The organism is Limnohabitans sp., assembly GCF_038134685.1.
Classification (GTDB): domain Bacteria; phylum Pseudomonadota; class Gammaproteobacteria; order Burkholderiales; family Burkholderiaceae_C; genus Limnohabitans_A.
The window spans coordinates 66,308-79,077 of record NZ_JAYPVP010000010.1 but is presented as its reverse complement, the minus strand read 5'-3'; the positions used below and the strand labels follow the sequence as shown (position 1 = coordinate 79,077).

General features: G+C 58.3%; 15 protein-coding genes and 1 tRNA gene. 6 read left to right on the top strand and 10 right to left on the bottom strand.

The genetic code is table 11. The features are described from left to right. The 5 genes from AAFM15_RS06280 to AAFM15_RS06260 all read left to right on the top strand — a co-directional run. Positions 1-400 (top strand): TRAP transporter small permease (locus AAFM15_RS06280; protein WP_341685852.1); only part of this gene is annotated, 400 nt, incomplete at its 5' end. Positions 401-424: 24 nt separating this feature from the next. Continuing rightward, complete coding sequence (locus tag AAFM15_RS06275; RefSeq protein ID WP_341685851.1) at positions 425-1,684, top strand: TRAP transporter large permease; 1,260 nt, start codon at positions 425-427, stop codon at positions 1,682-1,684. Positions 1,685-1,713: 29 nt separating this feature from the next. Continuing rightward, entirely contained in the window at positions 1,714-2,553 is an 840-nt protein-coding gene (locus tag AAFM15_RS06270) for a transketolase (RefSeq protein WP_341685850.1), read from the top strand. 12 nt (positions 2,554-2,565) lie between these two features. After that, positions 2,566-3,573, top strand: a complete 1,008-nt coding sequence (locus AAFM15_RS06265) for a transketolase family protein (protein WP_341685860.1) — start codon at positions 2,566-2,568, stop codon at positions 3,571-3,573. 26 nt (positions 3,574-3,599) lie between these two features. Further along, on the top strand, positions 3,600-4,910 hold the full coding sequence (locus AAFM15_RS06260) for a glycerate kinase (protein WP_341685849.1): 1,311 nt from the start codon (positions 3,600-3,602) through the stop codon (positions 4,908-4,910). A gap of 10 nt (positions 4,911-4,920) precedes the next feature. Here AAFM15_RS06260 and AAFM15_RS06255 read toward each other — a convergent pair whose 3' ends face one another. Beyond that, complete coding sequence (locus AAFM15_RS06255) at positions 4,921-5,388, bottom strand: winged helix-turn-helix transcriptional regulator (protein ID WP_341685848.1); 468 nt, start codon at positions 5,386-5,388, stop codon at positions 4,921-4,923. A 126-nt stretch (positions 5,389-5,514) separates the two neighbouring features. Here AAFM15_RS06255 and AAFM15_RS06250 point away from each other — a divergent pair, with 126 nt between their 5' ends. Further along, positions 5,515-6,834, top strand: a complete 1,320-nt coding sequence (locus tag AAFM15_RS06250; protein ID WP_341685847.1) for a D-amino acid dehydrogenase — start codon at positions 5,515-5,517, stop codon at positions 6,832-6,834. Here the strand turns inward: AAFM15_RS06250 and AAFM15_RS06245 are convergent. The 9 genes from AAFM15_RS06245 to iscU form a co-directional block, all read right to left on the bottom strand. Continuing rightward, complete coding sequence (locus AAFM15_RS06245) at positions 6,767-7,105, bottom strand: DMT family protein (protein ID WP_341685846.1); 339 nt, start codon at positions 7,103-7,105, stop codon at positions 6,767-6,769. The genes AAFM15_RS06250 and AAFM15_RS06245 overlap by 68 nt on opposite strands. 46 nt (positions 7,106-7,151) lie before the next feature. Beyond that, on the bottom strand, positions 7,152-8,300 hold the full coding sequence (locus AAFM15_RS06240; RefSeq protein ID WP_341685845.1) for a potassium channel family protein: 1,149 nt from the start codon (positions 8,298-8,300) through the stop codon (positions 7,152-7,154). Between the two features lie 167 nt (positions 8,301-8,467). Then, a tRNA-Val gene (locus AAFM15_RS06235) sits at positions 8,468-8,542 on the bottom strand. A gap of 43 nt (positions 8,543-8,585) precedes the next feature. Continuing rightward, entirely contained in the window at positions 8,586-9,308 is a 723-nt protein-coding gene (gene dnaQ, locus AAFM15_RS06230; protein ID WP_341685844.1) for a DNA polymerase III subunit epsilon, read from the bottom strand. Positions 9,309-9,318: 10 nt separating this feature from the next. Continuing rightward, positions 9,319-9,657 carry an ISC system 2Fe-2S type ferredoxin gene (gene fdx / locus AAFM15_RS06225; protein WP_341685843.1) on the bottom strand — a complete coding sequence of 113 codons (339 nt, stop codon included), beginning with the start codon at positions 9,655-9,657 and terminating at the stop codon, positions 9,319-9,321. Positions 9,658-9,668: 11 nt separating this feature from the next. Then, positions 9,669-11,531 carry a Fe-S protein assembly chaperone HscA gene (gene hscA, locus AAFM15_RS06220; protein ID WP_341685842.1) on the bottom strand — a complete coding sequence of 621 codons (1,863 nt, stop codon included), beginning with the start codon at positions 11,529-11,531 and terminating at the stop codon, positions 9,669-9,671. A gap of 3 nt (positions 11,532-11,534) precedes the next feature. Continuing rightward, positions 11,535-12,053: a Fe-S protein assembly co-chaperone HscB gene (gene hscB / locus AAFM15_RS06215; protein ID WP_341685841.1), complete on the bottom strand. Its 519-nt coding sequence runs from the start codon at positions 12,051-12,053 to the stop codon at positions 11,535-11,537. Beyond that, positions 12,050-12,373: an iron-sulfur cluster assembly protein IscA gene (iscA, locus tag AAFM15_RS06210; RefSeq protein WP_341685840.1), complete on the bottom strand. Its 324-nt coding sequence runs from the start codon at positions 12,371-12,373 to the stop codon at positions 12,050-12,052. Before iscA ends, hscB begins: the two co-directional genes overlap by 4 nt. Before the next feature lie 2 nt (positions 12,374-12,375). Beyond that, on the bottom strand, positions 12,376-12,762 hold the full coding sequence (gene iscU / locus AAFM15_RS06205) for a Fe-S cluster assembly scaffold IscU (RefSeq protein WP_341685839.1): 387 nt from the start codon (positions 12,760-12,762) through the stop codon (positions 12,376-12,378). Positions 12,763-12,770: the final 8 nt, after the last annotated feature.

Below are 12,770 nucleotides of genomic sequence, written 5' to 3'. Positions count from 1 at the left end.
CTTGCAATGGGCTAACGAGTTGCCCGAGTTGCTGTTTCCTTGGCTTGTGATGGCCGGCATTGTTTTGGCGACCCTGCACGGCAGCCACATTGCTACTACTTTCTTGGTGGAATCGGTGGCTCCCTCTGTGCGCCGTCTGATGGGCGTGACCTGCTGGAGCGTGGTGGCCGTCATGTACGCCATGCTGTCCTGGTCTACCTACGGCATGCTGGACATCGTGGCTGACGAACGCTCCCCGATCTTGCAGGTGCCTGGCTCAGTGACCTATGGGTGCATGCTAGGCGGCATGCTCATGCTCTCACTACTGGCACTTCAATCGGCCTGGCGCGTGTGGCAAGGCACTGTCAGTTTTCCAGCTGCAGCAGACACTTCCTCGGGCGCATCTACTGCGCAAGGCTGACCCCGCACCCACAGGATGTAGACCATGAGCTTTTTGATTTTGCTGATTTTTCTGGGTGCTGCCGTGGCAGCAGTGCCGATTGCACACGCTTTGCTGCTGGCCGCATTGGGCGCAGCAGCCACCTCTGACCGTATTCCACTGGACCTGCTGGTACAGCAAATGGTCTCGCAAGTACAAAGCTTTCCTCTGATTGCGATCCCGTTTTTCATGCTAACCGGAGCCCTCATGATGGGTGGACGGTTAGGCGAAGCCTTGGTGGGCATGCTATCGACCCTGGTGGGGCGCTGGCATGGCGGTCCGGCCCAAGTAAGTGTGCTGTCTTCTACTTTGTTTGGTGGCGTTTCCGGCTCTGCAGTTGCCGACGCCTCGGCCATCGGCTCTTTGCTCATGCCCTGGCACCGTCGCTTGGGCTACCCCATGGCGTTCTCGGCCGCATCACTGGCTTCAGCAGCAACCATTGACATCATCATTCCGCCCTCGATCCCGCTGATTCTGTATGCGCTGAGCTCGAACACCTCGATTGCAGCATTGTTTTATGCAGGCATCCTACCGGGCCTCCTGTTGTGCGGTGGTTTCATGGCAGCCTGTTGGTATGTGGGCAAGCGAGACAACCTGCCCCGCGAAACAGCCGCTGCGGACCGTGCCGCCCTGCGACGCAACCTGCTGCTAGCTTCTCCTGCTCTGGTGCTGCCAGTCTTCATCGTGGTGTTCCTGCGCTTTGGTATTGCCACGCCCACAGAAGTTGCCGTGCTGTCGACTCTGTACGCCGGTCTGGTCTCGGCTGTCATGTACCGCGATCTGTCCTTCAAACGCTTGCACCATGCCATCGTGGAAGCAGGTGTGGCAACAGGTGTGGTCTTGCTGGTAATCATGGCCTCCTCCACGATTGGCTGGCTACTGACCTTTGATCAGTTGCCGCAGCACATCACGGCTTGGGTAACGGCGAACATCGATACGGGCTGGCTCATCATCTTGTTGATGAATTTGATGATGCTTTTTGTGGGCATGTTCATTGACCTGCCAGCTGCCGTCCTCCTACTGACCCCTGTGTTTTTGCCGCTGGCGCAAAGCGTGGGCATGGATCCTGTCCAGCTGGGCATCATGATGGTCGTCAACCTGGCCATTGGTCTGTACACCCCGCCTGTTGGCACCACATTGTTCATCACCAGCTCGTTAGCCAAGGTGAAAGTCGGGCAAACAGTCCGCGCCATGACGCCTTTCTACATTGTGGCCTTTGGGGTGCTGATGCTGGTCTCGTACGTGCCGGCTGTCATTCTTAAATAACACCCCCTCTTCGCTTTTAAGGAGTTTCCATGTCCCACCCGCAAGCCAAACTTGCCGAATTGGCACGCTGTGCCTGGCGCATCCGCCGCTACGCATTGCGCATGGGCGAAGTGCAGGGCCAAGGCTATGTCGGCCAGGCTTTGGGCTACGCAGATGTGCTGGCTGTGGCCTATGGTCATGCGATGAATTTCCACCCCAACGATCCTGACTGGGCAGACCGCGATCGCTTCCTGCTGTCGCATGGCCACTACGCCATTGCACACTACGCGGCCATGATCGAGGCGGGAATCATCCCCGAATCTGAGCTGGAAACCTATGGCAGCGATGACAGTCGCTTGCCCATGAGCGGCATGGCCACGTATACGCCTGGTATGGAAATTTCAGGTGGATCTCTCGGTCAAGGGCTGCCCATTGCCGTAGGTATTGCGTTGGGTCTGCGTCATCAAAACAGTCCCGCTTTTGTTTACAACTCCATGTCCGATGGTGAGCTCGATGAAGGCTCGGTATGGGAAGCGGCCATGTCTGCGGCCCACCACGGGCTGGGCAATCTGATCTGCATGGTGGACATCAACAACCAGCAGGCCGACGGCCCATCCAGCAAGGTGTTGGGCTTTGAGCCACTGGCCGACAAATGGGCGGCATTTGGCTGGCATGTGCAACGCGTCGATGGCAATCACATGCCCGCCGTGCTGCGGGCTTTCGATGCCGCACGTGCACTGACTGATGCCAAACCCCGCGTGATCCTGTGCGACACGCTGATGGGCAAAGGCGTGCCTTTCTTGGAAACACGAGAGAAAAACCACTTCATCCGTGTCGACCCGCCAGAGTGGCAACAAGCGCTCGACATTCTGGACGCGACCCAACCCTGAGGCCTGATGAAAATGAATGCTGTGACTGACAAAAAACCCCGGCTGACCACATCGGCCATGATTGCCTCGATCGCATCCGAAGGCCAGCGCGTACAAGCCGCCCCATTCGGAAAAGCCCTGGTGGCCTACGCGGCTGAGCACCCAAAAGTGGTAGGCATGACTGCGGATCTTGCCAAATACACCGACCTGCATCTTTTCGCGCAGGCTTATCCGGAGCGCTTTTTCCAGATGGGTATGGCCGAGCAATTACTCATGGGCGCTGCGGGCGGTATGGCCAAGACCGGCCTGGTGCCATTTGCCACGACTTACGCCGTGTTCGGCACACGACGCGCCTACGACTTCATCCACCAGGTAATCGCCGAGGAAAACCTCAACGTCAAAATCTGCTGCGCACTGCCCGGCCTGACCACGGGCTACGGCCCTAGCCACCAGGCCACCGAAGACCTGGCGATGATGCGCGCCATCCCTGGCCTGACGGTGGTGGACCCTTGCGATGCGCTCGACATCGAGCAGGCCGTACCGCAAATTGCCGCTCACCAGGGCCCGGTCTACATGCGCCTGCTGCGCGGCAACGTGCCGCTGGTGCTGGACGAATACAACTACAAGTTTGAACTCGGCAAAGCCAAGATGCTGCGCGAAGGCAGCGATGTGCTGGTCATCTCCAGCGGCTTCATGACCATGCGCACGCTCGAAGTGGCCAAGCAGCTCGAAACCGACAACGTGAATGTAGCTGTGCTGCACTGCCCGACCATCAAGCCTCTGGACGAAGCCACCATCCTGGCCGAAGTGCGTAAGCCAGGTCGTCTGGTCGTCGTTGCCGAGAACCACTCTGTCGTCGGTGGTCTGGGTGAGGCCGTGGCCAGCCTGCTGCTGCGCGAAGGCGCCGCCCCCACCAAGTTCCGTATGCTGGCCCTGCCAGATGCATTTCTGGATGCCGGAGCTTTGCCAACGTTACATGACCGCTATGGCATTTCTGCCGAAAAAATGTCCGAACGCATCAAAGGCTGGTTGAGTCAATAATTAGCTTTTTGACTCGGGCACCTTGCATGAGCACAGAGGCAAACCACCCCCAAGACTTTTTGCGCAAGCTCTACGATGCAGCTGTGCGCCGCGCTTTGCCTGCTCACAACACGGCGGCTTTCTTACCGCCTGTTCCCAAAGGCAGAACACTGGTACTGGGCGCGGGTAAAGCCGCTGGTGCCATGGTGCATGCGGTCGAGGCTTTGTGGCCAGCCGATGCCCCCTTGTCTGGCCTGGTGGTCACGCGCTATGACCACACGCCACAGCGGCCTGCGGGTTTGGCACAACGCATTGACATCGTGGAAGCCGCGCACCCCGTGCCCGATGCTGCAGGCTTGCAAGCTGCCCAGCGCATGCTGGAGCTGACACAAGACCTGACGCCTGACGATCTGGTGCTGTGCCTGATTTCTGGCGGTGGCTCTGCCCTGCTGACGCTGCCCGCAGAAGGGCTCATCCTGCAGGACAAACAACGCATCAACCAGCAATTGCTCGGCAGCGGCGCAAACATTGTGGAAATGAATTGCGTGCGCAAGCACCTGTCGCGCATCAAAGGCGGTCGCCTGGCCGCCGCCTGCGCCCCGGCGCAAGTGGTCACGCTGATGATCAGCGATGTGCCGGGCGATGACCCCAGCGTGATCGCCAGCGGTCCTACTGTGGCGGACCCCAGCACGTGTGCAGACGCACTGGCCATTCTGGAACGCTATCGCATTGAGCTGCCGACACCTGTTTTGAAGGCACTGAATGAGGGGCAGCTGGAAACACCCAAACCCAGCGCACCCGTGTTTGCGACTCAACAGCTGCACATGATCGCCACGCCCATGCAGTCCCTGCAAGCGGCAGCGGAGCTCGCCGAGCAAGCAGGCCTGCCCGCCTACATTCTGAGTGACGAGATCGAAGGCGAATCGCGCGACGTGGGCAAAGTGCACGCCGCCCTCGCCCGCGCCATTGCACAGGGTAAAGGCCCCTTCCAGCGACCTTGCGTTTTACTCAGCGGCGGGGAAACAACCGTGACGGTCAAGCCTTTGCCAGCAGGCGCCGCCAAGGGGCGCGGAGGCCGTGCAGGCGAGTTCTGTATGGGACTGGCCGAAGGTCTGCAGGGACAGTCTGGGGTATGGGCGCTTGCCGCCGACACCGACGGCATTGACGGTGTGCAAGACAACGCCGGGGCCCGTGTCTCGCCAGACACTTTGCAACGCGCCGCAAGCCTGGGCATGAAGCTGTCCAGCTACCAGGCTCGTCACGATGCGTATGGTTTCTTCGAGCCTTTGGGCGACTTGGTGTTTACCGGTCCGACACACACCAATGTCAACGACTTCAGGGCGTTGTTGATCACCTGAAACCCAAACGTTAACGGTCCAGCGGCAGGACCAGGGTTTCCTTGATCTCTTCCATCACCACATAGCTGTTGGATTGCGCAGGCACAGGGATTTTTTTCAGGATTTTGCCCAGCAAGTCGCGGTATTCGGTCATCGCCCGCAAGCGAGCTTTGAGCAGGTAGTCAAAACTGCCTGAAACCAGATGGCACTCCAACACCTCGGGCATCGCCCCGACCTCTTTGCGCACGGCCTCAAAAATCTGCGGCGACTTTTGCGAGAGCGTGATCTCGATGAACACCAGCAACGCACGCCCCAGGCCTTGCGGGTTCACGTGGGCGTGGTAGCCACTGATCAACCCCTGACGCTCCAGGCGCTTGACCCGCTCTGAACACGGCGATGTGGACAAGCCCACTTGCTCGCCCAACTCGGTCATGGTGATACGTCCTTGGCGCTGCAAAACGTCCAGAATTCTGCGGTCTATGGTGTCCAGTTCAAACATTTGTTGCCGCCTTGCACATCAAGAGTCCAAAACAGTTATTTTTGCTTTGATGAGCAAATTTTTCAAGATTTATTTCTGCGATTAATCCATAACATCACAAAACATTGATTCATTGAGGAATTGTTCATGAAAGTTGTTGTTCTCGGCGCAGGCGTGATTGGCACCACCACAGCTTGGGCGTTGGCACGCCAGGGCGCAGAGGTCACCGTGATTGAACGTCAACCTGGTGCGGCACTGGAAACGAGCTATGCCAACGCAGGACAAGTCTCGCCAGGCTACTCCACGCCTTGGGCCGCCCCCGGCATTCCTTTAAAAGCCATGAAATGGCTGTTCCAGCGCCATGCGCCGCTCGCCATCCGCCTGGACGGCTCCTGCTTCCAGATGCGCTGGATGGCACAAATGCTGGCCAACTGCTCGGCACCACGCTACGCCCTCAACAAGGAACGCATGATGCGCCTGTCCGAGTACAGCCGCGACTGCCTGCGCAACTGGCGCGCAGAGGTGGGCTTGCACTACGACGAGCGCAGCGCAGGCACCCTGCAACTGTTCCGCACCCAGGCCCAATTGGACGCTGCACAACGCGATGTGGAAGTGCTGCAAGCCTGCGGCGTGCCCTTTGAATTGCTCGACCGTGCTGGCGTGATTCGCACCGAGCCCGGCCTGGCCCACGCCAGCGCCAGTTTCTGCGGTGGCCTGCGCCTACCCAACGATGAAACGGGGGACTGCCACCAATTCACGTTGCAACTGGCAACCAAGGCCACTGAGCTGGGCGTCAAGTTTCTTTATGGCCAAAGCGTGAGCCATCTGCAGCACGATGGTCAGCGCCTGCAAGGCATCACCCTCGCTGATCAAACGACGCTGCATGCGGACCGCTATGTGTTGGCCGCGGGCAGCTATTCACGCGATTTGCTCCTACCTCTGGGCTTGGACATTCCTGTCTATCCGGTCAAAGGCTATTCGCTCACGCTACCCATCACCAATGACGCGCTGGCGCCCCAGTCCACCGTGCTGGATGAAACCTACAAGATCGCTGTCACCCGTCTTGGCGACCGCATTCGTGTGGGCGGCATGGCCGAGCTTGGCGGCTTTGATTTGCGCCTGAACCCCAGACGCCGCCAGACCCTGGAAAAAGTGACCCGCGAATTGTTCGCGGGCGGCGACCTGAGCCAGGCAGAGTTCTGGACCGGCCTGCGACCCATGACACCCGATGGCACGCCTTTGGTTGGCGCGACACCCTTGAGCAATCTGTACCTCAATACTGGCCACGGCACGCTGGGTTGGACCATGGCTTGCGGCAGTGCACAGGTACTCGCCGATCAGATCATGGGCGTACAACCCGCCATCAACACCGAGGGTCTGGACATGGGACGTTACGCCCTCAAGCGCGAAACACGAAATACACCGCGCCGACCAGACACAGCCCAGCCCAAACGTAGTCCAGCTTGAGCGGTTGCTGCATGAAATAAACACTGAATGGGACAAAGACCAGAAGTGTGATGACCTCCTGCATGACCTTGAGCTGCCCCAAACTCAGGGTCTGAAAACCTATGCGATTGGCTGGCACTTGCAGAAGATACTCAAAAAAAGCGATTCCCCAGCTGACCACAATGGCCGTCCACAGCGGAGCTGCCGACAGACTTTTCAGGTGTCCATACCAGGCAAACGTCATGAAAACGTTCGAGCACACCAGCAACAACACCGCCCACAAGACGTTCATTGGACACACCCGACAACCACGTCAGACACTGGTTTGTAAAAACACATCAATCTTTGAGGGCTCGGATCAAATCTTCATCTTGCCAAGTCGCCGTATCCAGCACAGCAAGTATCAAACCGGTGAACTCTGCAGGCTTTGAGCCCAAAGGGTTGATGACGATATTGCCTTCAAGATCAACGAAGGCCAAGGGAGTACCGAGATCTGCACCAATACAACGTGAGGTCACCTCCCCCCACAGCATTTGTGTCTTTGGCACATCGATGCGGCGGTACTCACTGCCAGCGCTGTCGAACAACTCCTCGATGACCAACTCCGAACCCGGAGCCAATACAGCACGAACTGCAATTTCAGGATAAGCACGTATGGGTCTCATGGTTGCGTTTGCACCAGCAGCACGAATACGTCGGCGGTTGCTATCGCGAATGGACTCAGCAACGATATAGGCTTTTGAGCCGGTATCACGTATGCGATGGACCAAGTCAAAGGTGGCCGCATCAGAGTCTTCTTGTTCTGGGTCCGGAGCAAGAACAATCACCACCTTGGCCAAAGCCACATTGACTGCAGCCAGTGTTTCATCAGAATTACCTGAGCCGGTGTAAAGAAGAACATTCATGTCCTGCAAACGGGTAGGCAAGCCATTGGGAAAGCGTGTTGATACCACCTGGACAGGCGCGTGCTCGTACTGGGGATATTTCACAAATTCGCTCACCACAATAGACATGTAGTTTTCGACGTTTTGAGGTGCATTGAATACCAGAATATGTTCTTTCATGGGCCATCTCCACGCGCCTTTGAGCTGCCGCTCTCTGCGCACTGCGTTTCTATCGACAATTTCACTGAGAAGTTTTGAGAAAAGCACAATGCCGGGAATCACCAGCAGTGCCAGGGTTGCAACTTGTCCCCAGACGGTTTTGGCAGAAACATCGCCATAGCCTACGGTAGCAACCGTGATGAAGGTCAGCCAGATGGATGTCCACCAGTCGAAGCCTTCCAGGTAGTGCATTGCCACAACATGCACAAGTAACAGCAACAAGAGCCCCATGCCAAGCTCAAGCAGCGCAAAACGCTGCTTCTTGCCTGGGTGAGGCACACGCTGAAACCAGCCAGCGAGCAATGCAAAGAGAGGCATAAAACTCTGTGAGAAATAATACTGACAAATCAAAACTGTTGAAACAACAGGTTTGATTTTTTCCAAATTGTAACTTTTAAATAATTTTTATAAATTAATTTATTTAAGGACAAACCCTAAATAAAACGAGTCAATGCGATAGAAAAGAGCGCTATTAATTTTGTTCAAATTCAATTAACTTGATACCCAAAATAAAAAACCCTGCAAGCTTCAAACTTGCAGGGTTGTCAAATTGGTGGGTGATACATGGATCGAACATGTGACCCCTGCCGTGTGAAGGCAGTGCTCTACCGCTGAGCTAATCACCCGTCACTGCTGTAGCAGCGAAGACCGCTATTATGCCACAACTTTTCAGAGTTGCTCAGACTCGAGACTGCGCCAGACCGTTTTACCCCCGCTGGCTTTGTCCATTTGCAGCAGAACATTCTGGTGCTCTTCTACTTCCTGGGCGTTGGCCATCACGACAGACAATTTGAATGTCGACAAATCGAGCTTGATGCCTTGTCCAAGTGCTGGTCCGGACTCAGCCTCTGCAGGTGCATCCATCAACAGCGCTTCTTGCCCACGCGTCAGGTTGATGTACACGTCCGCCAGCAGTTCGGCATCGAGCAAAGCGCCGTGGAGTGTACGTCCGGAGTTGTCCACTTCCAGTCGGTCGCACAGCGCATCGAGGCTGTTGCGTTTACCAGGGAACAGTTCCTTGGCCATGACCAGGGTATCGATGACCCCATCGGTGAAGGTCTTGAAAGCGGGGCGTCCCAGACGCTCAAGCTCTTTGTTCAGAAAACCGAGGTCAAAGGGCGCGTTGTGGATGATGACTTCCGCGCCCTGCACATAGGCCAGGATTTCATCGACCAGCTCGGCAAACTTGGGCTTGTCGCGCAAAAATTCGTTGCTGATGCCGTGCACCTTGAGCGCGTCTTCATGGCTGTCGCGCTCGGGGTTGATGTAGAAATGCAGATTGTTGCCCGTGAGCTTTCGGGCCACCAGCTCCACGCAGCCAATTTCGATGATGCGGTCTCCGCCTTCAGCAGACAGGCCCGTGGTTTCAGTGTCGAGGACGATTTGTCTCATGACACCGATCTTAGTGGTTTTCTTTGGCGTGGTTGATGGTGTACTTGGGAATCTCGACCACCAGGTTCTCGCGCCCCACAATGGCTTGGCAGCTCAGGCGCGAATCGGGCTCCAGGCCCCAGGCACGGTCGAGCAGGTCTTCCTCGGTCTCTTCCATCTCGTTGAGGCTGCGAAAACCCTCGCGCACGATCACATGGCAAGTCGTGCAAGCGCAGCTCATGTCGCAGGCATGCTCGATGTTGATCTGGTTTTCCAGCAGCGCTTCGCAAATGCTGGTGCCAGCAGCGGCGGTGATCTCGGCGCCTTGGGGGCACAACTCTGCATGGGGAAGAATCTTGATGACAGGCATGGTCTCGCCTCTTAAACGTTCTGAATGCTTTGCCCGGCCAGGGCCTTCTGGATGCTCTGGTTCATGCGCTCGGCGGCAAAAGCCTCGGTGCCTTTGGCCAAAACCAGCGTCTGGTCTTCGAGTGCCTTGGCGTTGCTTTCGGTAGCGATGGCTTGCTGCAATGCGTCCATCAAGGCGTCGATCGCAGCGCGCTCGTCCTGACTGAGCAGATGGCCATCAGCCTGCAAGGCGCTGCGCGTGGCCAGCAGCATGCGGTCGGCGTCCACACGGGCTTCAACCAAGGCGCGCGCCTGCATGTCCTCTTGCGCGGTCGCGAAACTGTCTTGCAGCATGGTGGCAATTTGATCATCGCTCAAACCGTAAGAGGGTTTGACGTCAATACGCGCTTCCACGCCGCTGAGTTGCTCTTTGGCGCTGACTTGCAGCAAGCCATCGGCATCCACGGTGAAGGTGACACGAATACGCGCCGCACCGGCAGCCATCGGCGGAATCCCGCGCAGCGTAAAGCGCGCCAGGCTGCGGCAGTCCTGCACCAAGTCGCGCTCGCCCTGCACCACATGCAGCGCAAGTGCCGTCTGGCCGTCCTGATAGGTGGTGAAGTCCTGTGCCATGGCGGTGGGAATGGTCTGGTTGCGCGGCACGATGCGCTCGACCAGCCCACCCATGGTCTCGATGCCCAAGGACAGCGGGATCACATCCAGCAGCAGCAGGTCGCCAGCGCTGTCGTTGCCCGCCAGCTGGTTGGCCTGGATGGCAGCGCCCAACGCCACCACCTCGTCAGGGTTGAGGTTGTTGAGCGGGGCTTGGCCAAAAAAGTCACCCACGGCGCTCTGGATTTGCGGCATGCGGGTCGAGCCGCCCACCATGACCACGCCTTTGACTTCTTCTTTCGAGAGGCCTGCATCACGCAAAGCCTTGCGCACGGCGGACAGGCAGCGCTGCGTGAGCGCGGCAGTCACGCCTTCAAAGTCGGCCCTGGCGACTGGCACGCTCAAACGGCCCGAAGTCAGTTCCACATTCAAGCTGGTGCTGGCGCTGTCGGTCAACGCTTCTTTGGCAACGCGTGCTGCGGTTTTGAGCCGCGTTTTGTCTTGCGCCGTTTCGGCCTGTACGCCACTCATCTGCGCCAAAGCCCAATCGGCCAGGGCACGGTCATAGTCATCGCCGCCCAGGGCTGAATCGCCCCCGGTGGCCATGACCTCGAAGACACCACGTGTCAGGCGCAGGATGGAAATGTCGAAGGTGCCACCGCCCAAGTCAAACACGGCGTAGATGCCTTCGGCCGCGTTGTCCAGGCCGTAGGCAATCGCCGCAGCGGTGGGCTCATTGATCAGCCGCAGTACGTTGATGCCGGCCAACTGGGCAGCATCCTTGGTGGCCTGGCGCTGAGCATCGTCAAAGTAGGCGGGGACGGTGATCACTGCGCCATACAGGTCATCGTTGAAAGTGTCTTCAGCCCGAAAACGCAGCGTGGCCAGAATCTCGGCACTCACCTCCACCGGCGACTTGACACCCTGCACCGTCTCGATGCCCAACATGCCGGGCTGATCGACAAAACGGTAGGGCAGCTTTTCGGGATGCGCCACATCTTTCAAGCCACGGCCCATGAAGCGCTTGACCGAGGCGACGGTATTGGCGGGGTCTTGCGCAGCGTTGACCTGGGCCTCGATACCAATCTGGCGGCCCTGACCCGGCAGGTAACGCACCACCGAGGGCAGGATCACCTGCCCATTGCCATCGGGCAGGCACTCGGCCACACCGTGGCGTACAGACGCCACCAACGAATGGGTCGTCCCCAGGTCGATACCCACGGCAATACGCCGCTGATGCGGGTCCAGCGACTGGCCGGGTTCGGAAATCTGCAATAGCGCCATGGTTTATGAGTGTTGATCCAGCTTGGCGTTCACCTCAGTGGTGAAACGCTCGATGAACATCAGCGCCCTCACCTGCCCTACAGCGGCCTGGACGTCTTGCTGCACATCCAGCAATTGTCCCAGCGATTGCTGCACACGGCTGCGCTCGGCAGCCACATCGTCAGCCAGGTTCTCAAGCGCTGCGACGTCGCTGGTGTCTTCAAGTGCTTCGCGCCACTCCATCTGCTGCATCAAAAAGGCAGGCGGCATGGTGGTGTTGCTTTCGGCATTGACCGGTTGTCCTCGCAGCTCACAGAGATACGCAGCGCGTTTGAGCGGGTCTTTGAGGCGTTGGTAGGCCTCATTGATGCGCACCGACCACTGCATGGCCATGCGCTGTGCGGCAGCGCCCTGGGCCGCAAAACGGTCGGGATGGACTTCGCGCTGCAGGGCTTTCCAGCGTTCGTCGAGCTGTGCGCGGTCCAGCGCGAACTGCTGCGGCAGCTCGAACAACTCAAAGTCGTTGGCCTGCAGGGACTTCACACGCGAAACGACTCGCCGCAACCGCAGCGGTCACGCTCGTTGGGGTTGTTAAAGCGGAACCCTTCGTTCAGGCCTTCGCGCACAAAGTCCAGCTCGGTGCCGTCGATGTAGGCCAGGCTCTTGGGGTCGACCAGCACCTTGACGCCGTGCGCCTCGAAGATCACGTCTTCGGGTTCGGCTTCGTCCACGTATTCCAGCTTGTACGCCAAGCCGGAACACCCGGTGGTCTTGACGCCCAGGCGCACGCCCAGGCCCTTGCCACGCTTGGTGAGGTAACGGTTGACGTGCCGGGCGGCGGCTTCGCTGACGGTGATGGCCATGCTCAGTTCGCGTGTTTTTTCTTGTAGTCGTCGACCGCCGCCTTGATGGCGTCTTCGGCCAGGATGGAGCAGTGGATCTTGACCGGTGGCAAGGCGAGTTCTTCAGCGATCTCGCTGTTTTTGAGCGCAGCAGCCTCGTCCAGCGTCTTGCCCTTGACCCACTCGGTCACCAGCGAGCTCGATGCAATGGCCGAACCGCAGCCGTAGGTCTTGAAACGTGCGTCTTCGATGATGCCCGTGGCCGGGTTCACCTTGATCTGCAGCTTCATCACGTCGCCGCAGGCGGGCGCGCCCACCATGCCGGTACCGACGTCTTCGTCGCCCTTGTCGAAGGAGCCGACGTTGCGGGGGTTTTCGTAGTGGTCAACCACTTTTTCTGAATAAGCCATGATCTTCT

Coding starts and splice junctions, on each gene's coding strand:
- AAFM15_RS06245 (WP_341685846.1), bottom strand. CDS start 7,105: ATGAACGTCTTGTGGGCGGTGTTGTTGCTGGTGTGCTCGAACGTTTTC.
- hscA (WP_341685842.1), bottom strand. CDS start 11,531: ATGGCGCTATTGCAGATTTCCGAACCCGGCCAGTCGCTGGACCCGCAT.
- AAFM15_RS06270 (WP_341685850.1), top strand. CDS start 1,714: ATGTCCCACCCGCAAGCCAAACTTGCCGAATTGGCACGCTGTGCCTGG.
- AAFM15_RS06250 (WP_341685847.1), top strand. CDS start 5,515: ATGAAAGTTGTTGTTCTCGGCGCAGGCGTGATTGGCACCACCACAGCT.
- dnaQ (WP_341685844.1), bottom strand. CDS start 9,308: ATGAGACAAATCGTCCTCGACACTGAAACCACGGGCCTGTCTGCTGAA.
- iscA (WP_341685840.1), bottom strand. CDS start 12,373: ATGGCCATCACCGTCAGCGAAGCCGCCGCCCGGCACGTCAACCGTTAC.
- AAFM15_RS06265 (WP_341685860.1), top strand. CDS start 2,566: ATGAATGCTGTGACTGACAAAAAACCCCGGCTGACCACATCGGCCATG.
- iscU (WP_341685839.1), bottom strand. CDS start 12,762: ATGGCTTATTCAGAAAAAGTGGTTGACCACTACGAAAACCCCCGCAAC.
- AAFM15_RS06260 (WP_341685849.1), top strand. CDS start 3,600: ATGAGCACAGAGGCAAACCACCCCCAAGACTTTTTGCGCAAGCTCTAC.
- AAFM15_RS06255 (WP_341685848.1), bottom strand. CDS start 5,388: ATGTTTGAACTGGACACCATAGACCGCAGAATTCTGGACGTTTTGCAG.
- fdx (WP_341685843.1), bottom strand. CDS start 9,657: ATGCCTGTCATCAAGATTCTTCCCCATGCAGAGTTGTGCCCCCAAGGC.
- AAFM15_RS06275 (WP_341685851.1), top strand. CDS start 425: ATGAGCTTTTTGATTTTGCTGATTTTTCTGGGTGCTGCCGTGGCAGCA.